The 19,386-nt window shown below is 60.8% G+C and carries 20 protein-coding genes; 7 read left to right on the forward strand and 13 right to left on the reverse strand.

What is annotated here, in order from left to right; translation table 11 throughout:
* The first annotated feature begins 159 nt into the window (after nt 1–159).
* Nucleotides 160–1,221, forward strand: coding sequence for a Mu transposase domain-containing protein (locus EV671_RS25255; RefSeq protein ID WP_132576679.1), 1,062 nt, complete (start codon nt 160–162; stop codon nt 1,219–1,221).
* Nucleotides 1,190–2,014 carry an IS21-like element helper ATPase IstB gene (gene istB, locus EV671_RS25260; RefSeq protein WP_132576695.1) on the forward strand — a complete coding sequence of 275 codons (825 nt, stop codon included), beginning with the start codon at nt 1,190–1,192 and terminating at the stop codon, nt 2,012–2,014. Before EV671_RS25255 ends, istB begins: the two co-directional genes overlap by 32 nt.
* A 751-nt stretch (nt 2,015–2,765) precedes the next feature.
* On the opposite strand, the gene EV671_RS25265 is transcribed toward istB, so the two are convergent.
* From EV671_RS25265 to EV671_RS25305, 9 genes are all read right to left on the reverse strand, one after another.
* Entirely contained in the window at nt 2,766–3,323 is a 558-nt protein-coding gene (locus EV671_RS25265) for a haloacid dehalogenase-like hydrolase (RefSeq protein ID WP_132576680.1), read from the reverse strand.
* The gene (locus EV671_RS25270) at nt 3,316–4,239 is read right to left on the reverse strand and encodes a hypothetical protein (protein WP_132576681.1); all 924 of its coding nucleotides are present in this window, start codon (nt 4,237–4,239) and stop codon (nt 3,316–3,318) included. Before EV671_RS25270 ends, EV671_RS25265 begins: the two co-directional genes overlap by 8 nt.
* A 328-nt stretch (nt 4,240–4,567) precedes the next feature.
* A complete protein-coding gene (locus EV671_RS25275; RefSeq protein ID WP_243655884.1) occupies nt 4,568–6,139 on the reverse strand; it encodes an oligosaccharide flippase family protein in 1,572 nt (523 codons plus the stop codon).
* 117 nt (nt 6,140–6,256) lie between these two features.
* Nucleotides 6,257–6,685, reverse strand: coding sequence for a GNAT family N-acetyltransferase (locus EV671_RS25280; protein WP_132576682.1), 429 nt, complete (start codon nt 6,683–6,685; stop codon nt 6,257–6,259).
* Nucleotides 6,686–6,688: 3 nt separating this feature from the next.
* Nucleotides 6,689–7,501, reverse strand: coding sequence for a DegT/DnrJ/EryC1/StrS family aminotransferase (locus tag EV671_RS25285; RefSeq protein WP_207911254.1), 813 nt, complete (start codon nt 7,499–7,501; stop codon nt 6,689–6,691).
* A 137-nt stretch (nt 7,502–7,638) separates the two neighbouring features.
* Nucleotides 7,639–8,346: a WbqC family protein gene (locus EV671_RS25290; protein ID WP_132576684.1), complete on the reverse strand. Its 708-nt coding sequence runs from the start codon at nt 8,344–8,346 to the stop codon at nt 7,639–7,641.
* A complete protein-coding gene (locus tag EV671_RS25295) occupies nt 8,343–9,458 on the reverse strand; it encodes a DegT/DnrJ/EryC1/StrS family aminotransferase (protein WP_132576685.1) in 1,116 nt (371 codons plus the stop codon). Before EV671_RS25295 ends, EV671_RS25290 begins: the two co-directional genes overlap by 4 nt.
* 159 nt (nt 9,459–9,617) lie before the next feature.
* Nucleotides 9,618–10,718: a Wzz/FepE/Etk N-terminal domain-containing protein gene (locus tag EV671_RS25300; RefSeq protein WP_132576686.1), complete on the reverse strand. Its 1,101-nt coding sequence runs from the start codon at nt 10,716–10,718 to the stop codon at nt 9,618–9,620.
* A gap of 63 nt (nt 10,719–10,781) precedes the next feature.
* On the reverse strand, nt 10,782–12,668 hold the full coding sequence (locus tag EV671_RS25305; RefSeq protein WP_165917726.1) for an SLBB domain-containing protein: 1,887 nt from the start codon (nt 12,666–12,668) through the stop codon (nt 10,782–10,784).
* A 129-nt stretch (nt 12,669–12,797) separates the two neighbouring features.
* On the opposite strand from EV671_RS25305, the gene EV671_RS25310 reads away from it, so the two are divergent.
* Together EV671_RS25310 and EV671_RS25315 are read left to right on the forward strand one after the other, a co-directional pair.
* Nucleotides 12,798–13,889 carry an MraY family glycosyltransferase gene (locus tag EV671_RS25310; protein ID WP_132576688.1) on the forward strand — a complete coding sequence of 364 codons (1,092 nt, stop codon included), beginning with the start codon at nt 12,798–12,800 and terminating at the stop codon, nt 13,887–13,889.
* A gap of 38 nt (nt 13,890–13,927) precedes the next feature.
* Nucleotides 13,928–15,388 (forward strand): DEAD/DEAH box helicase, encoded by a 1,461-nt coding sequence (locus tag EV671_RS25315; protein ID WP_132576689.1) that lies wholly within the window; start codon nt 13,928–13,930, stop codon nt 15,386–15,388.
* Here the strand turns inward: EV671_RS25315 and EV671_RS25320 are convergent.
* The 3 genes from EV671_RS25320 to EV671_RS25330 form a co-directional block, all read right to left on the reverse strand.
* Complete coding sequence (locus tag EV671_RS25320; protein WP_243655885.1) at nt 15,385–16,122, reverse strand: SAM-dependent methyltransferase; 738 nt, start codon at nt 16,120–16,122, stop codon at nt 15,385–15,387. The two genes, EV671_RS25315 and EV671_RS25320, sit on opposite strands and share 4 nt — an antisense overlap.
* Nucleotides 16,123–16,211: 89 nt before the next feature.
* Nucleotides 16,212–16,787, reverse strand: coding sequence for a Maf family nucleotide pyrophosphatase (locus tag EV671_RS25325; RefSeq protein ID WP_132576691.1), 576 nt, complete (start codon nt 16,785–16,787; stop codon nt 16,212–16,214).
* A gap of 313 nt (nt 16,788–17,100) precedes the next feature.
* Nucleotides 17,101–17,442 carry a helix-turn-helix domain-containing protein gene (locus tag EV671_RS25330; RefSeq protein ID WP_207911255.1) on the reverse strand — a complete coding sequence of 114 codons (342 nt, stop codon included), beginning with the start codon at nt 17,440–17,442 and terminating at the stop codon, nt 17,101–17,103.
* Nucleotides 17,443–17,581: 139 nt separating this feature from the next.
* Here EV671_RS25330 and EV671_RS25335 point away from each other — a divergent pair, with 139 nt between their 5' ends.
* From EV671_RS25335 to EV671_RS25345, 3 genes are all read left to right on the forward strand, one after another.
* Nucleotides 17,582–18,193: a hypothetical protein gene (locus EV671_RS25335; RefSeq protein ID WP_132576692.1), complete on the forward strand. Its 612-nt coding sequence runs from the start codon at nt 17,582–17,584 to the stop codon at nt 18,191–18,193.
* A gap of 7 nt (nt 18,194–18,200) precedes the next feature.
* Nucleotides 18,201–18,689 (forward strand): RNA polymerase sigma factor, encoded by a 489-nt coding sequence (locus tag EV671_RS25340; RefSeq protein WP_132576693.1) that lies wholly within the window; start codon nt 18,201–18,203, stop codon nt 18,687–18,689.
* A 98-nt stretch (nt 18,690–18,787) separates the two neighbouring features.
* The gene (locus EV671_RS25345) at nt 18,788–19,018 is read left to right on the forward strand and encodes an addiction module protein (RefSeq protein WP_132576694.1); all 231 of its coding nucleotides are present in this window, start codon (nt 18,788–18,790) and stop codon (nt 19,016–19,018) included.
* Nucleotides 19,019–19,033: 15 nt separating this feature from the next.
* Here EV671_RS25345 and EV671_RS27105 read toward each other — a convergent pair.
* Nucleotides 19,034–19,386 (reverse strand): hypothetical protein (locus EV671_RS27105; RefSeq protein WP_207911256.1); only part of this gene is annotated, 353 nt, incomplete at its 5' end.

Genomic DNA, 19,386 nt, shown 5'->3' on the forward strand with positions numbered 1-19,386 from the left:
CGGTCCATCCTCGCCTCGCTTCGTCCGTTGTCATTCCGGATGCAAGGTTCTCAGCTTCGCCGGCTATCCGGAAGATGGGTTCCCGGAACGTTTACTGAGGCCGAGCTGCGCGCGCCCCCCAAGCGCTCGGGAACCTACGACTTCGCACCGGGCCAGGAGATGCAGCACGACACCTCGCCGCATCGCCTGGAGGTGGCCGGCAAGAGCGTCACGGCGCAGTGCGCGGGACTGACTCTGGCGTACTCGCGGCGGCTGTTCGTCCACTATTACCCACGCTTCACGCGCTTCGAGGCCAAGCACTTCCTGCTGCAGGCGGTGCAGTTCATGCAAGGCAGCTGCCCGCGCTGCATCATCGACAACACCAGCGTCGTGTTGGCCGGCGGCGCCGGGGCCGACGCCGTGATCGCGCCCGAGATGGCGGCCTTCGCGCGCAGCCTGGGGATCGAGTTCCGTGCCCACCGGGTGAACCACCCCGACCGCAAGGCGCGCATCGAACGCCCCTTCGCGTGGATCGAACGCGGCTTCCTGCCTGGGCGGACGTTCGCCAGCTTCGAGGAGCTGAACGCGCAAGTGCTGCGCTGGTGCATCGAGGTGGCCAATGCCAAGCCCAAGCGCAGCCTGGGCATGTCGCCCGAGGCGGCGTACGTGATGGAGAAGCCCCACCTCCAGGGTCTGCCGACGTTGTTGCCGGCGGTCTACGACGTGTTCGATCGGGTGGTGGACCTGTACGGCTTCGTCAGCGTGGACACCAACCGCTACTCGGTGCCGGAGCGCCTGGTGGGCAAGACGGTGACGGTGTACAAGCACTACGCGAGCATCGAGATCCAACACCGCCGGATGCCGGTGGCGATCCACCCCCGACTGGTGGGCGAGCGCGATGCGCGCCACACGCTGCCCGGGCATCACACGGTGCCTCAGCGCGCGCCGCGCCAGCCCTCGCTGCAAGCGCAGTTGCTGCGGGGCGAGCATGCCGTGCTGGACGCCTATGTCGGCGCGCTCGTGGCGCACCTGAATGGGCGCGGCACGCGCGCGCTCAACCGGCTGCTGCAGCTCAAGCGTTCCTACCCGCCGCAGCCCTTCCTCGCCGCGGTGGAGCAGGCGCAGAAGTACGGCCTGTTCGATCTGGCGCGGCTGGAGACCTTGGTGCTGCGGCATGTGGCGGGCGACTTCTTCGCGCTCGATGACGACGATGGTCAAGACGACACCGCTGACGACGCGTGAGCGGCTGCACGCGTTGCTGCACGAGTTGAACTTCAAGGGCATGGCGCGCGTGCTTGACGCCGAGCTCGATCGCGCCGAAGCCCAAGCGGTGCCGGCCGCCGAGGTGGTGCAGCGCCTGCTTGCCGAGCAGGCCTCGTTCCAGCGCGAGCGCGCCCTGGTCAACCGCATCGCGCGCGCGCACCTGCCCTGGCAGTGGACGATCGACACCTTCCCCTTCAAGCAGCAGCCTGGCGTGAACAAGGCGCAGATCCTCGCGCTGGCCGGGCTGGACTTCGTGCGCCGCGCCGAAAACCTGGTCCTGATCGGCGCGACCGGCACGGGCAAAACCGGCATCGCGCTGGGCCTGCTGCGCCAGGCCTGCGTGAACGGCTGGCGCGGGCGCTTCTACAACGCCCAGGCGCTGCTCGACGAGCTGTATGCGTCGCTGGCCGATCGCAGCACGACGCGGCTGCTCACGGCGCTCAGCCGCACGCAGCCGCTGTGCATCGACGAGCTCGGCTACCTCAACCTCAAGAGCGAGCAGGTCAACGCCTTCTTCCGCCTGATGGACCAGCGCTACGGGCGCGTGAGCACGATCATCACGACGAACCTCGACTACCCCGCGTGGTATGCGCTGTTCAACAACAAGCCGCTGGTCGATGCGTTGCTGGATCGGCTGCAGCACCACTGCATCACCATCCGCATCGATGGGCCGTCCTTGCGCGCCAGCAGCACCGCCAGCGACGCGTCTGCAGCGCCGCCCTCGTCAGCAGGCCCCAAGCGCGCTCACACGCGCGAGCCCGGGGCGCGCTGAGCCTCATGGCGCTTATGCGTCGCCGCGGGCGACGTAGCGTTCCTTGCTCTTGCTGCACCCCCCGCTTGCCAGGTCAACTCGAGCAGCTTCAGCTCCACAAGCAATTGCGCACTCGGTGGGTCAGCTTCGGCTGAGCACAGGTGGGTCAGAAACGGTGAGCGCCGAGGCTGTCTTGAGCGAGACCCCGTAGAGGGGCGTTCTGCGGCGTCCTCAGGGCCCTTCGCTCCTGCCTTTGTCCGACGGCCGGCGTTATATACCTTTGGATCGATGTAGCTGCGCCCGGCCAACACCAGGCGGTAGGCGTCGTGATGGCGCAGCCGGTCGCGTGTCGCTGAAGCGAGTGGTCGGCTCGTGTCGAAGGTCTGCCCCACGCGGCGAAGTCCAGGTTGCTCGTCACGATGGTTGTGGCCTGCTTGTAGCGACTCGGAGTCGCCCGCACGCACCCCCCGTACCCGAGACCTGTCGATGCTGGAACATTTCGAATCTCCTGCGGCTCACCGCTCGCTCCTCGAAGGCGGCGAAGCCCTCAAAGTAGTCGGCCCTGCAAAACGCCTGGAACCCGCATCACCAGTGTTCATGCGGGTTCCAGGCGTTTTGCAGGGCCGACTGATTAGCAAGTTGCCTCAGCCATGCTTTGAAATCGACTCATTGAGAGGCTTCCGAACAGGGGCTTCGCCTATGGGGCCGCCTGTCGCCCACACCCTCGGAGTTGGCGTAAATCTGGCTCAGCTGAGGCCGCTTACTAATCAGGTCAAGTCTTCAAAACCATCGAATGATGATCAATCAAGAAGTTCTTGGATTTCTGCGAGAAGTCCAGCTCGCTGTCCGAGTAGATTGTTCGTATCACAAGACCTTTGGACAGCAGTAAATTATATGCCTTGCTCTTTTTTGCAAGATAGTCACGAATAAGAACGCCAGTGATCGTCTTGGAGGCGATAGCTTCCACTTGGAGGAACTTCGCCAGAATGTTTATTATTCGTTCTGGCGCGGCAGAGACCAAGAAAACTTGTGCGCCGGCTTTCTTGTATTTGACTATTCTTCGAAGTAGCTTTTTGTTTGCGATTGAATCATCTGTCAGCACATCTTTTATTATTGGATGAATATCGGCGGCAGGTATGAGTGCGGTGAACAAATATTCAATCTTCCTTTTCAGGAAGGGGAGTGATGCGGCCGCATGGAGCAGTTGGGTAAATTCATGTAGAGCTGCATAGCGCCTGTTCTTTTTCAGCCACAACTTGATGATAATGCTGTGAAGATCGCCAAAGACCAAGGTCTTATCTACGTCGAAGACAACGGCGTTCTTATTCATTTTTGGGGCGCTTGAAGTATTCTTCAAACCGTTGAATGGGGTCGAGATGCTCCGCCATACAGTGCACCGCCAAACCTGGCACCGGCGTTATAAGCTTTCTCTTGAGCTTTCCCGTAAGGCGCGAAAACATCTGGTGGTCATTTTTGGTGGAGTACACGTACTTGAAGTCCCGTTTGAACTTGCCGAATTGAACCAAGAAGCTTCCGCATGTTGACGGTGCGGTGACCCAATGTCTTGTGCCGGTCGTGAAGAGCTCTGTGTTTTGATAATTCTTTGGAATTTTGTATCGATCAGGATGATCGTACAACGAGAGATAGTCGAACGGTATGTTTGATGAATAAGCGCTCAAGACTTCATTGACCCAATTTTCATGGTGAATGTAGTCATTCTCAAGAAAGTAGACAATGTCTTGATCGTTGAGATCCATCGACAAGGTTTCCCGCAGTAAGACCAGAACGGCTTCTACAGCGGATTTGGTGCTCAGCAAAAAAACCTCGACGTTGACTTCTATCTTGTCCAGGTAGGCGCAGAGGGGGTCTGATAGGAACTGCTCCCTTGTGCCGTTGTAATAGATAATGATCTTGACGACACCCTTGCTCGGATGATTCCCTACGGTTTCGACCAGGTTTCGAAAACAATCATCATGGTTGAATTCGCTGGGTCTGTGTTTCTGGGGGAATCGTTCACGGTCATGGGTGATGTACACATGCCTGTATATCACTACGATCTTTCCGGAATAATCGGCTGCTTCGGCGTGAGCTCGTGGTTGTGTCGGAGGCCGAAACTTTCGATAGTTATTCCAAAGCGATCTCAGAAACGTATTCGACTTGAGTCGACTGACAAGCGTGTGTCGACGTATCAGCTCTTGGTCAGTCGATGCGAGTCCAAGAGGGCGGCTGTTGATCTCGTAAGTCATTTCGATATATTCAGTATCATCACTTCGACGAATGTTCGCCGCCGGGCTTTGGACACAAGACGAGGCCGACAATGCGTTCTAAAAATCCGGCGACTTCGCTCTTTCTGAGCATTGGCTGAAGTCGCGCTACTGAAGCGGTATCTCCGAGCGGGATGATCACTAACAGACCCCACTCTTAGGCCTTTGCCGACCATTTCAATGAGCAGTTCTCGAGATCGCGACGGCGCCATGTCCCTTTGGTTTTCGGCCTCGCATTTCAGCCTACAAACAGGGATTCGAAGCACCCCGACCGACGATTCGGCTCATCCTCGATGAGTGGGGTGCTGGCTCAAGCTTTTCCCTCTGTGCCGGCTCTGGGGAAAAGGTGATGCCATCTTGTGAAAGCGCGCTCCCTAACAAACGATGAGCCTACGGCCGTGAAGATAAAGAGCAGGAGACTCAGCAGCGCGACAGCGAAGGCGGTCAGTTGGCGATCTTGCGGCCATCGCAGCCAGTGGTGTGCTACGTAGCCTGCGACACAGGGCAAGAGCGCTATGACGCCGATATCCATGCACAGCCACTTCATATGAAGCCTAGGTAAAAAGCTGCGATGCACTACTGGCACCCAGAGGAGGAAACTCAACGAGTTGGCGCCCAACCAAGCCCAACCGGCTCCCATGACCCCGAAAGTCATTGAAGCCCAGATCAAGGCGGGAATCAAGGCAAGCACAAACAAGATGTTGCCAATCAAGTGCAGTTTCAAATTGCCTTGAGCGAACTGGAGGTAGTATGGAAATGCCGCCAAGACCAGAAATCCATTACCCAGGGCATACATCGTCAAGATTGGTGCGGCCTTCTCGGCGACCTCGGCATTGCCGGTCCATGCCCAGAGCACTTGCTTCGAGAAGAGTGCGAGAACTAAAGTGGCGGGGATGGCAATTACCGCCACAAGCTGCGTAGCATTTCTATACAGGCGGACAAGGCCCGTTTCATCCCGCTCTGCATGCAACCGTGTGAGCCGCGGAACAAGCGCGACGCTGATAGGGCCGCTGATTATCATGACCCCGCTGGCCATCAATACTGCCAGAGTAAAGTAGGCATAATCCGCCAGCGGAAGTATTCTGGACAGCAGCAGCTTGTCCGTTTGCGTCACCATTACCCAGACCGAACTGGTGAACGCAATCGAGAGTGAGAACTTCAGCACACCGCGCAACGGCGCCCAGTCCCAAGGCGCGTCAATGCCACTTTCTGATTTTGGCATCAAGCGGTATGTTTGAACCACCAACACCATGAGTTCAAGCAGGGCAACCGTCAGCTGGTAAGAGAAAAATTCGGTAGGTGTTGTTCCAACGTAGATGAAGAACGGGATGACAAGGACGAAACGTGCGGTTGCCACCGCGCTGTTGAGGGCGCTGAGCCATACCAAGCGCTCGAAACCGGAAATGGCGCCCCGATAGAGTCCGCAAGCCCAGCGCAGCGCAACGATGATGCCAATCAGAATCACGGCATGTCGCACTTCGACCAGGGAAAGCTCTCGTACATTGAGCCAGTTGCTTGCTATTTGCCCTGCAGCAAATGCCATGGCGAGAGCACCCAGGAGTGCTGTTCCGATGAATACGCCCTCCAAGGCCCGCAACAGACGGCGCAAGTTCATCGCGTCAGTCGCGCCTCCGTTAAATCGCGCAGTTTCGCGCGACATGGTGGGCGTCAGGCCCATATCCAGCAACTGAAACCAAGCTTGCAGCATGGCGAAGAAGCCCACCAGTCCGTATGCTTCAGCCCCCATGTAGCTGACGTACAGGGGCACCATGACAATGCCGATCAGCGTGACATAGATCTGGCTGATATAATTGGCGAGGATATTCTTCTTAAGCGACAAAATGGCTCTTGTTTTGGCTTGATTGGCAAGTTGCCATAGCAATGCTCAGAATCGGTTGGCTGGCACGGCGGCCGGACAACGGCTCACTCCCATGGGTGAACCAGTTGTTGGCACTCGCGCTGAGGGCGCGAGTCATACCAAGCCGATGCATATTACCAATCAGCTGTTTTGATCGAGGTTTAGCTCCAAGAAGACGGAGGATTCCGTTTCCGATTCGATCGAGAACCCTAGCTTCTTGTAAAAAGCAAGCACTCCCAAGTTGGTTTTGTAAACTTCCAATCTGAAAATCCTGAACTCGGTCTTCTTTAGGAGCTCAATCGCTGATCTCACCAAACTTGCACCCAAGCCGTAGGACCGATGTGTTTTGGCCACTGCGAGCATGGGGCAATAAGCCACCTTGTTGACCGTGTCTGTGCGGTAGACCGCCAGCAGTGCCACCAATTTTCCTCTGTCGTGGTTTGAGAAGATTGTTGCGTTCTTGTGGAGCTTTTGTGAGTATTCGGCAAGGTTGACCAATGAGGAGAGGCTGGGAATGAATTCATCATCGACCTCTTTCAGCAGGCTTTCAATTTCTAAAAGCATGCTCATGACTCAGGTGTTCTCTTCGAAAAACGCAATGATGGCAGCGCACAACTCCTCTACATCTTCAACGGTTGTGTCTTGATGAACTGGCAGATTCAAGATATCCCCTGCAATGGAGTATGACTCTGGATACTCCGAGGCTGGAATTTCATCGATGAGCCGATAGTACAGCGCTGTTGTCGGCATGCCGCGCTGCATCAGATGGAAATAAAGAGGCTCGCGCTTCGAATTCTTGACTCGAATTGCGAACGTCTGAGGGGCGTCTTCGCTTGCCAGGGCGAACATGATTTCAATCTGCGAGACAGCCGCCAGTAAGTTGGCGTAATGCGCGTAGTTTCGGCGCCTGATGGCCTTCACCGCATTGAAGTCCGTCAATGCGTATTGCATCATCACTTCGGGGGCGGCGGCATCTTCTGGCGGGATGGGCGGAACCTCGAGTTTCTTATTGTTGACCTTGAGAAAGCCGCCGCTCTCAGTTGCAATGTACTTGTGCAGAGAATAGAAGGAGAAATCGCCGATTCGACCCAATGCTGAATCTGATGCTTCCAGATGGAATGCATGCGCGCAATCTTCAATCAGGGTGGCGTTTGCGTCCGTGCACATTTGCTTCAGCGCGGCCATGTCGCTCCGGCAAAAGCCGAAGTAGTGAATGACAAGGGCGAGGTTGACGCCATCTGCGAGCTGCTTCTTGAAATCCGCCAGATCAACGCTAAGGTCGCTGTTGACTTTGTAGAAGGAGTAATCCGATTTGTTCTCGGAGACGGGGTCGAAGACGCCCGAGCCCTCCCGTTCGGTGAAGCCAATATAGGCGGGCAAGAGCAACTTTACTCGCCTTGATCCGGATAGGCTCTTGATCACGTGACCCCAGGCTGTGCGGGCGCTTTTTGTAAAGTGACCGTCCAGGGTGCAATTGTTCTTTCGGGTTGCCGACTTTGTAATCATCCGATCCCTCTATCGCTTTAGAGCAAATAGGTGTCGTCAATCAATGTGCGAATCTGCTCTGGCGCGTTGAACATCATGACATCAATGATTGATAATCCTGATTCAAACACTCCTCGGCGCTGACTGTAGGGTGTCAGGTTGTTACCCATGAATTTGATGCTGATCCCGGCGGTGTCGAACTGTTCCTTCTTAAAAATATCAACGCCGCCGGTGGGGTTGATGTATTCGCTGCCGTCGAGGGCTTTGGTGATGTTGAGTGCCCACTCTCCGGCATGCGTTGCGGGTTCAATCTCGAGCTGCATACTGCTGAATACATCGATGGTGAGCGGGATCTCAATGTATTCGCAAGTCTTGATCAGTATGTTCTTGTTGAGTTCGACAATGCTGTCAGTATCTAGGGCTATGGATTCCTTCACCACTTCTAGTGTTTGGCTGTAGAAGGGTGACCTCTTCCTATAGTGTTCGAGTTGCCGCAAGAGCTTGTCCCGCCAATCTTCGGTTGACTTGATTTTGACCTGATTGATCTTGGTGCCGAGCGTGACCTTCTCCAGCGGCGCAGCGATGTACTGCCAGCCTTCACCTGGCTTCAGGATTCTGTTGCGCTCGATCCAGCCATGACGAATAAATTGGACATCGTCAAATAGGATAAAGCGGTCGGTATTCTTTATCAGGCTGTAATAGCCGAGATAAGGAAAAAAGTATGGCTGCATGATTGCGTATTTCACGCTTGTAGTCCTTCGCGGATGCAGTCCACCACTTTTGAGATATTTTCTGAGGTCAGGGTCGGATAGATCGGCAGGCACATGACTTTCTGTGCCGCATTGTTCGCCGTCGGCAAGTTGTCGCGGTGTGCCGACGGAAGACCTCGGTACATGGGAAAATCCGTAATCAACGGGTAAAAATAGCGGCGAGCGAAGACGCCGCGGGTCTTGAGTTTGTCGTACAACTCGTCGCGACTTAATGGATAGTCATCTTCGACGAGAATCGGGAAGTAGGAGTGATTGGCCTCGGTTTCGCCGGACTCGCCGAGGCAGCGAATTCCTTTGATATCTTTTAACTGTTCTCGGTAAGCTCCATCGATCTCTTTGCGACGATCAAGCGCGTGGGTGATGTGCTTCAACTGCAGCATGCCGAATGCCGCATTGATCTCGCTCATCTTGCCATTGATCCCCGGAGCCACCACGGTGAGCTCATCAACGAAACCAAAGTTTTTCAATTGATCGATGCGGAGCTTGGTTTTTGCGTCGGGGCAGACGATGGCTCCACCCTCGAAGGTATTGAATACTTTAGTGGCGTGAAAACTCAGCACTGAAAGGTCGCCGTTATTCAACACGCTGCCCTTGGGGCCATTCACGCCGAAGGCATGAGCTGCATCGTAAATTACGCGTAAGTTGTAGTTGTCGGCAATTCTTTGAATGGCATCCACATCGCAAGGGCGGCCATAGCAATGCACCGGCATGATAGCCGTCGTGTATGGCGTGATCGCGGCCTCAATTTTGGTCGGATCAATATTTAGCGACTCTGGATCGACGTCCACGAATACCGGCTTGATTCCATTCCACAAGAGCGAATGTGCAGTGGCCACGAATGAATAGGGCGTAGTGATGACTTCGCCGGTAACCCGCAATGCCTGCAGGGCGGTGACCAGTGCGATGGTGCCGTTGGTAAAGAGAGAGATGTGTTTGACGCCCAGGTAGCTGCATAGCGCTTCTTCCAGTTGCTGGTGGAATGGTCCGCCGTTGGTCAGAATCTTGTTGTCCCAGATCTTTTCGAGGTAGGGAATGAATTCGTCCAGCGGTGGAAGAAAGGGCTGTGTAACGTAAATGGGTTTGTTCATGGCTAGAGATTTTTTGGTGTTGATTGCGTCGATGTCCGTGCGCTGCGTGGGGGCAGATCTGGCCGTTCGTGACCCCGTGCGGAGCAATCTAGGGCTGTTTTTGCTAACCAGCCTACTGAGAGCTGCGGCGATTGGGGCGGATCATGCGACGAGGGTTCCCTATTTGGATTGAGGCACTTTGGCCATTTTCCGAGAGTTTGTTGCCAATACCCAAATTGCCAAAACCAGGAAGGCGACTGTAGTCGCACCCAGGGCGATGGATGCACGCTTGGGCTTGCTTTTCCATTCGGCCGGTGTGGCGACGTCGACGACCTGTATGAGAGCCCCTTCGCGGCTTTCATCAAGACGCGCCATCTCAAACTGCTTGGAAAACAGTTCAAATAGGGTTTCCTGATACTTGAATTCCCGATATCGAGTGACGTAATCGCTGTCTTTGCCGTTTCCGCGTTCGCTGGTTGTCTCGATCTTGTTGAGTTCGGCCCGCAGAGCCCCAAGCAGGGCAATCTGTTGTTGAATTTCGGGTGTCGCTTCAGCCAACCCTCGCCGCATGGCTTGCAAGCGAACTTCAGCTGCCGTGACTTGTGCTTTGAGGCTGGCATAGCCTTCGGCAGCGGCCTTGGGTTCGTTCTTCAGTGCGCCGGGGTTGAAACCGCTACTCTGCAGAATCTGCTGTGCCTCGGTCAATTTAAGTTGCGTACGTTTAAGCTCGCCTTCAAAGAAGACTCGACGCTGCTGGGCTTCGGTCAGAGCGAGTTCCCCCGTCAATCGACGCAGCTCGGCAACATACTGGTTGGCCATGGCAGCCGCGACCTTCGGATCCTTCGAATCCACCTCGACAGAGATCAGGCCGTCTTTTTTGCCCAGTGCAATTCGGACGTTCCTTTCCAACTCTCTACGGGCTTCAAACCGAAATTTGGCCTCATAGGCATCCATCAGCTTGAACTGGTCAATGACGCGATCCTCGATATTGACAGACTGCATCAAGGCCACATACTGATCGCCGGGGCTCTTGATGCCCGTGATACCTCCAGCCAAGCCCGACAAGGCACCGAAAGATGCCAAGGCAGAGACCGCGGAGTTCTGCTGCTGTTGGGGCGGAAGAAAGGTTGTTTTAGAGGTGAAGGTGGGGGCGATCAGATAGGACGCGGCGAAGGCGAGTACGCCGGTTGCCAGCGAGCCGCCGAATACAAGGCGCCAGCGAGAGGCAAGCGTGCTGGCAAGGTCAACGATGCTGACGCCTTCTTTGGGGTCGGAAGACATGTCAATGGATATATCGGACGGGCGCGATAAGGTCACGGCAATAGCTCCAGTTGTGCCTATCGATCAATTTTTGATCGTCTTCAGCGCTGCCGCACCCAGACCGAATTGATACAGGATCTGCGTCCAGTCCTTCGCGTCCTGCATGAAGGTCGTCTTGTTCAACTCTTCCGGCACGAACACTGTGTCGCCCGGTAGGGCAGCCAGACTGGGTAGCGAATTGCCACCGATCCAGCCGCTGCTGGACTGCCTGGCGCTGACAACACTGCCGTTGGCCCGCAGCACGAACATGCTTCCCGCGTCCGCTCCACGAGTCGGGCCACCCGCCAACTTGACGATGTCCTCGATCGAATTTCCCGACTTCAACAGGTAGCTCCCGCCGTTGAACACGCTGCCGAACACACCCACTGTGTTGGGGCGGGCAGGGATGTAGAGCCGGTCGCCTTCTTCGACCGGCAGCGCGGGGAGGTCGCGCGAGCTATCGGTCAGATCCAGTACGACGCGCCCGGTCGGGCGTACCGCGCGCAGGCGCTCGATCAGCCGGGTGGTGCCGCTCTGCTTCTGCGCCAGCGCCGCGGCATCCTCTGCGCCGCTGACCCTTTGCGTCGAGGTGTTGCGCGTGAAGTCGGTTTCGAGGTCGCGCAGCGCGCGGTCGTACTGCACTTCCTGCAACTTGCGAACAGTCTCGCGCGACAGGTCGGTGCCGAACAGATAGGCCTGAGGCGTCAGACCGCCGGCCGCCTGTACAGCATCCAGCAAAGTGCTGGTTGGCGGCAGCACGTAGTCGCCCGGCCGAGCGACTTCGCCTTCCACCCGGATCCGTTTGTATTGCTTGGCCTGAGGCAGCATCGCCGTCACGCCATTGAAGGCGCGCAGCACGTCGCCATTGCTGACGCGCTGGGTGCCGTCCTGTGGCAACGCCAGTTCGACGACTCGGCGGTCATTGCGGTCGCTGAGGCGTTCGATGGAAATGCGCCGGGTGTCCGCCACCGTCGAGAGGCCACCGACGAAGGCGATCGCGTCATTAACTGTCTCTGTCCCCTTGAGTTCGACGACCGCAGGCCTGTTGACCGAGCCGATCAACGCGATCTGCGGCCCCACCGGACCGACGTGCAGCACGTCATCAGCCTGCAGAGGCAGATCGCCCTTCTTATCGCCGCGCACCAGCAGGTCGTACAGGTCGAAATGCCCCACCACCTGGCCATTGCGGCGCAGTTCAATATTGCGGAAGCTGCCGGCCGCCGACGGTCCGCCGGCTTGCGCCAGGCCGGTCATCACCGTGGCTAGGCTGCTCACGCTGTACGCGCCCGGGCGGGCGACGAAGCCGGTCACGTAGTAGCGGATGCTGCGCAGCCGGCCCAGCGTGGCGCTGAGCTGGAAGTTCTTGAAGACCTGCCCGACCCTTCGCGTCAGCAGGTCATTCAGGTCGGCCTGCCTGATGCCGGCCACGACAACGGGGCCGACGCGCGGGATGACGATGCGGCCCGATCGATCGACAGTGAGTCGCAGGTCAGCGTCTACCGAGCCCCACAACGTGAGCTGAATCTCGTCGCCCAAGCCGACGACATAGTCGGGTGGCACCTGGCGATTGGCCTCCACCGCGGTCATCCCGCGTGCAGGCAGCATCAGATCGCTACCGAGCCGCTGGATCGGGATGCCCGCCAGTTCGCTGACATACGTCTCAAACTCACTGGGCGCCTGGGCCTTGACCGGCGGCACATTGCGTAGCCGGGCTTCGATGAAATTGTCATCGCTGCCGGACTGCCGGCCCATGTCATCCACCGCCGCTGGCCCCCGCAGGGACGATGGGCTATTGCCAAGGCGTACCGGGCCGGTGCTGTTCGTGTCCTGGTTCTGGTTGTCCGTGCCTGTCGTGTCGGCCATGGCAGGCGCGAACGCGACGCAGGCGAGAACGGCGGTCGTCAGGAGGGCGGGAATGGGGTGCCAGCGCAAGGGATCTACCGGTGAGTTGATCGTCAAAGAGGCGCGTCCGATGCCGGGCGCGCCATCTCGATGGGTTGCGGATTCTAGAGGGCGGCGGTTGAGCAGCTTCGGGATGGACGGCTTAGTAAACTGGCGCCAATGCTCTATCTTCTCGTCTCGTTCTTCGTGGCCGCTGTGGTGACCCTGCTGGTCATCCACTCCTCTCGCAGCCACGCGCATCTGTCGGCCGACGCCGACCTGTCCGGCCCCCAGAAATTCCACGCCACCCCGGTGCCGCGCATCGGCGGGACGGGAATGTTCACGGGCCTGGCCTGTTGCGTCGGTGTTGCAGCCTTCGCGAAACACCCGGACTGGAAGTTCGGCGGGTTGCTGCTGCTTTGCGGCCTTCCGGCTTTTGTCGCCTGCCTGATCGAGGATCTGACCAAACGCGTGTCCCCGGGCCAGCGATTGCTCGCGACCGCGGTATCTGCCGCTTTGGGCATCTGGCTGCTGGGCGCGACGATCACGAGAACCGACGTTCCAGGCCTCGACTGGGTGGTCTCCACGGTCGTCGGTGCCTACTTCGCCACGGTGTTCACCGTTGCCGGCGTCGCCAATTCGGTCAACATCATCGACGGCTTCAATGGCCTGTCGTCCATGTGCGTGAGCCTGATGCTGCTGGTGTTCGCCTACGTGGCCTATCAGGTCGGCGACCTGACGCTGGCGCTCTGGGCGCTGGCCGGTGTGGGCGCGGCCTTGGGCTTTTTCGTGTGGAACTTCCCGTCAGGCCTCATCTTCCTCGGCGACGGCGGCGCCTATTTCCTGGGTTTCTATCTCGCCGAGATCGGCATCCTGCTGATTGCCCGCAATGCCGAGGTCTCGCCGCTGTTCCCGCTGATGGTCTGCATCTACCCGGTGTTCGAGACGGTGTTCTCGATCTACCGCCGCAAGGTCGTGCGCGCCGTGCCGCCCGGGCTACCGGACGGCATCCACCTGCATTCGCTGATCTATCGCCGACTGATGCGCTGGGCCATCGGCGCGCGCGACGCGCGGGCCATGACGCGCCGCAACTCGATGACGGCGCCCTATCTGTGGATGCTCTGCGTGTCGTCGCTGGTGCCGGCGCTGGCCTTCTGGGATTCGACGCCGTTGATCGCCGCCTGCATGGTCCTGTTCGGCCTGACCTATGTCGCGCTCTATCGCCGCATCGTGCGCTTCAAGACGCCCAAATGGCTGGTCGTGACACGCTGAAAACCCCAAAAAGGGCAGGGCGGCGATAATCGCCGGCTATGAGCGAAAACGCTTCCCAGACCGAAACCCCGGTCATCGACGCGCCGCCGGCGCGTTTCGACACCCTTCCCCTCGACCCCAAGCTGCTTCGTGCGGTGGCCGATTCTGGCTACCTCACGATGACGCCCATCCAGGCCAAGGCGATCCCGATCGTGCTGGAGGGGCGCGACGTCATGGGCGCAGCCCAGACCGGCACCGGCAAGACGGCCGCCTTCTCGATCCCGCTGCTGCAGCGCATGCTCAAGCACGAGAACCCGAGCGTGTCGCCGGCCCGCCACCCGGTGCGCGCACTCGTGCTGGCGCCGACGCGCGAACTGGCCGACCAGGTGGCCGACAACGTCAAGAAATACGCCAAGCACACCCAGCTGCGCTCGGTCGTCGTCTTCGGCGGCGTCGACATGAAGCCGCAGACGGCCGCCCTCAAGGCCGGCGTCGAGGTGCTGATCGCGACGCCGGGTCGTCTGCTGGACCACATCGAGGCCAAGAACTGCGTGCTCAACCAGGTCGAGTACGTCGTGCTCGACGAGGCCGACCGCATGCTGGACATCGGCTTCCTGCCGGACCTGCAGCGCATCCTCAGCTTCCTGCCCAAGGCGCGCCAGACCCTGCTGTTCTCGGCCACCTTCTCGCCCGAGATCAAGCGCCTGGCGCAGAGCTATCTGCAGGACCCCATCCTCGTCGAAACGGCGCGGCCCAACCAGACGGCCTCCACCGTCGAGCAGCGCTTCATCAGCGCCAGCGACGACGACAAGCGCGCGATCGTCAAGCAGATCCTGAAGGAGCGGGCTATCCGCCAGGCCATCGTGTTCGGCAATTCCAAGCTGGGCGTGGCCCGGCTGGCGCGTTCCTTCGAGCGCGACGGCCTGCGCACCGCGGCCCTGCATGGCGACAAGTCCCAGGACGAGCGCCTGAAGTCGCTGGACGCCTTCAAGCGCGGCGAGGTGGACCTGCTCGTGGCCACCGACGTGGCCGCACGCGGCCTGGACATCGCCGACCTGCCGGCGGTCTTCAACTTCGACGTCCCTTTCAACGCCGAGGACTATGTGCACCGCATCGGCCGTACCGGCCGCGCGGGCGCGTCGGGCCTGGCGGTTACGCTGGTGACCAAGTCCGACGCACGGCTGGTGGCAGACATCGAGAAGCTGATCAAGCGCAAGATCGACCTCGACCCCTTCGAGCTGCAGGACAGCCGGCTGCCGCGCTTCGAACGCCGCCGGCCCGAAGAGGACGAGTCGGCCGGTAGCCGACCCGCACCGCGCTCCGTGTTCCGCCCGCCAGCGCCGCCCAAGGATCCGTTCTTCGACAAGCCCTACGAGGCCAGCGCAGCGCCCGACGCGCCGCCGGCCTGGGAAAAGGCCAAGTCCGCAGCGCCGGTCAAGGGCCTGTCCAGCTATATCAAGCCCAAGAAGCAGGTGGCGGCGCTGTTCGGCGCCAAGAAGCCGGCGCCCGTCGAAGGCTAGGCGAGCAACGCGAAGACCGCCGGAATGCGGTCGGGCAGGGCGGCCGTGCTGCCCCGCTTCCAATCCGCAACCGTGGCGGTGCGTGTCCAGCCACCCGGCAGCGTCAGGCCGACGCTGATCGACAGCCGGGTGCCCGGCTTCAGCGTCGCGAGCAGGGCCTGGCGCAGCGCCTCGTTGCGGTAGGGCGTCTCGATCAGCAATTGGGTCTGTTGGGCCTTGGCCGACAGCGATTCCAGCTCGCGGATGCGGGCCGCGCGCGCGCCAGCCTCTACCGGCAGATAGCCGACGAAGGCAAAGCTCTGGCCATTCAGGCCGCTGGCCGCCAGGGCCAGCAGCAGCGAGCTCGGCCCCGACAGCGGCAGCACCTCGATGCCGGCCTCGTGCGCCAGCGCCACCAGGCGCGCGCCCGGGTCGGCCACGGCCGGCAGGCCGGCCTCCGAGATCAGGCCGACGTCGTGCCCCGCCAGGGCCGGCGCCAGTAGCGCCTGCCAGGCCGCCGAGTCGTCGCCCGCCGCCCGCCCCTTGGCAGCGCGAGGCAGCTCGACGATCTGCAGGGCCTGCAGCGGCTGTGCCAGCGGCACGACCGCGCCGACCCGCTTCAGCAGCGAGCGCGTTGTCTTTGCGTTTTCTGCGGCCCAATGAGTCAGCCGCGCGGCCTGCTCGATGACCCGTTGCGGCAGCACCTCGCGCAGGTCCAGCGTGTCGTCCACGCCGAAATCCAGCGTGTTGGGCATCAGGATCAGCCGGCCCGCTGCTGCACCCTTCGCGTTGCGCGCGGCCCCGCCAAGCGGGAGCTGAGCCCCTTCGGGCGGCCGTGCGGGGCTCATGCCAGCGGCTCCAGCCCGGCGCGGCGCAGCAGTGCACAGGTGCGGATCAGCGGCAGGCCGATCAGCGCCGTGGGGTCGTCGGACTCGACGGCGTCCAGCAGCGCGATGCCCAGGCTTTCCACCTTGGCACTGCCGGCGCAGTCATAGGGCTCGTCGGCGCGCAGATAGGCCTCGATGGCCGCGTCGCTCAGTTCGCGCACGCGCACCCGCACCTCGGCGCGCTCGATGGCCGCCAGGCCCGGTGCGACGACCGCGACCGCGGTCTGGAAGACAACCTCGCGCCCGCTCATCTGCCGCAATTGCATACACGCCGCCTCATGGTTGCCGGGCTTGCCGATGACCGTGCCACCGAGATCGGCCACCTGATCGGAGCCGATGACGATGGCGCCGGGGTGCGCCGTCGCCACGGCCCGGGCCTTGGCCAGCGCCAGGCGCTCGGCCAGGGCTGCCGGGGTTTCGCCGGGCAGGGCAGATTCGTCCACGTCGGGCGCGACGGCCTCGAAAGGCAGGCGCAGCCGGCTCAGCAGTTCCCGGCGGTAGCGCGAGGTCGAGGCGAGGATCAATGCGGGCATCGGGGCATTTTCGCCCGCCAACCAAGCCAGGACGGGGCAGATTCAAAGGTGTCAGCTACCACCAGGGCCGCGAATCCGGCAACCCAGTGGAGCGCCTTTGGCGAGCCTAACCTGTGCAGGCGGCAGGAGCAGGAGTTGCTCCTCTTTGGCCAGGTCGGCGCGCAGGCGTCCACGGGCAACACCGCACGGGCTGCGATCCACAGCTCGCCCCGGCGAGTGGGCGGCCGTGGCAGCGCTGGTGCGCGTTTCTGACCTGTGCCCTGAAACTGTCCAGGCCTATCGACCAGATAGGAGGCGCCCGACTAAAAACTCACTACTCAAGGGCCGTGATGGCCCTTTGTCTAGCGGCGGCTGGCGCCGCCTGCCAAAGGAGCAGTAGTTGTGCAGTCGCGTTGTCCCTGGCATAGAGAAAAGCAACGGGAACCGCGAGGACTTCTGCCAACTTGCAGGCAATTTCATAGCGGGGCACATGCTTGCCCGTCTCGTACTGGCTGATTCGCGCGCTGGCAGAGAACTCGTCAATGCCGGCACTTGTTGCCAGCGCCTCTTGGCTGATCCCCACTCGCTCCCGCGCTTGGCGCAGGCGCACCCCAAACACTGTGGATGACGGTAGCGCAGTGGTTCGAGAAATGGCGTTGGTCGAAGGTCGTGTCACCCTAAGAGGTTCTTAGAAATCTGTTTGCATTTCCCTAAGAGTTCCTTAGACTTTGGGGTGGGAAGCGACGGTGACGGGCAGATAGCTACATAGCCAGCTGACGAGGCGGCGCTTCCAGCACCTTCTTGGGGGGAAAATCGTGATCGGAAACTACACCGCCTCTCAGACCAGCCAATGGATGCGCCGCCCGCTATGCCGCCGATACGTATGCGCCGAGTTCAAGACCCTGCACCTGCCGGTCCGCGACGGCGACACCGTCAGACGCGTCGGCTGGCGCTGGGCGCTAGGCCTGTTCAAACAGGGCCAGTACGAGGTCCTCGGTGTGTGGCCGGCACAGCTGGCACCCGGGCTCGTTGCCGAAGACCTGCACGATCGCGGGATCGAGCAGATCAAGGTGATCGCCGGGACCGGCCAGGCTGAATGGGTATCGACGTACCCTGACGCCGTGATCTGGTCTTCGGCCGGCGGCACCGCCAGCGAAAACCCGCCAGCTCCGGCCCCCGGCGCCTTCGGGCCTCGCCGCCGCGCAACGCTCCATTCGGCCGCGGCCACCGCGGAGCGTCTGCAGGCTTGCATGACCCGCGCAATCCAGCGCCACCCCCCATTCGAGGACGAGGCCGCCGCCGCAGCCTTCCTGGCCCAGGCCCTCGAGCGGGCCGACCGGCGCCTTCATTCACCTCCAAAGGCTCTCATCGGCCGCCCGCCATCCGTCCCTGCGGCCGGCAGCGCCGTGGCCGCCAGCGCGGCCTGAGCGACCCATGGCTGCACTCGTCAAGAACTTGCGCGAGACGCTCTCGCGCGTGCGTGGCGCCCTGATGCGCCGCGGCCGAAGCGCGCAGGACGCTGACGATCTCGTTCAAGAGGCCTGGGCGCGTCTGGCCTGCTATGAGCGTGAGCAAGTGGTCGAGCGTCCCGAAGCCTTCTTGATGCGCACGGCGATCAACCTGTCTATCGATGCCCATCGGGCGCAGATGACGCGGGGCGATGAAGTGCTGGCCGAGGAAGTCGTTCTCGTCGACTTCGCCCCCACGGCCGAAGCCGTGCTGCTGGCCAAGGAGCGGCTGGCGCGGCTGAGCGTCGGCATCAGCCGGCTGAGCGAGACGACGCGAACGATCTTCCTGTCCCACCGGATCGACGGATTGCCTTACGGCGAGATCGCCCGCGTCCATGGCCTGAGCGTCACCACGGTGCACAAGCATGTCGCCAAGGCCACGCTGCAGCTCACCCGCTGGATGGAGGATTGGTAGGCCGGTCGCCGTCGGGTGGGCTCGTCCCGCAGCGCGATGTCCTGCAAGCGAGCATCACCCACCCGCAGCGGAGGGCTCGGTTTGTTATCCTTTACAACATGCGCGCGCAACTCGCCGATGAGCTGATCCACTTGAGCCCCGCTGAAAAGCGCGAGCTGGGCGAAGCCCTAATCGCCAGCGCCGAGGCGGACGCGGATGACCCGCGCCAGCTCACCGACGCCCAGCGCACCGAGTTGCGCGCACGCCTGGCTCACCATCGGGCCAACCCGGGTGAGCCCGGAATCACCCTGCAGGAGTTGAAGACCAAGCTACTCGACGCCCGCGCATGAGCTTCAGCCTGATCTTCAAGCCCCGCGCCGAAGCCGGCGGAGATCGCCGACGCGTTTGCTTGGTACGACCAGGCGAGCATTCGCCAGGGCGAAGCCTTCTTCGCTGAGCTGGAGCGCGTCGAGCGGTTCATTCGGTTGAACCCGCTGCTCTACCCTGAAGTTGATCCGGCGATCCACCGGGCCAATTTGCGCCGCTTCCCCTACTCGCTGTTCTACGTCGTGGATGGCGGGGTCATCAGCGTGCTGTCGTGCTTCCACCAGCACCGAGACCCAGGTGTTACGTCCCGCGTAGATTTCGGCTCGCGATCCCAAGCTATTCGAGGTTGAGTCAAGGCTGCTGTCTCGCGAAGAATTGGACGGGACTCGCA

Origin of the sequence: Roseateles saccharophilus (genome assembly GCF_004342485.1) — a bacterium.
GTDB lineage: Bacteria > Pseudomonadota > Gammaproteobacteria > Burkholderiales > Burkholderiaceae_C > Pelomonas > Pelomonas saccharophila.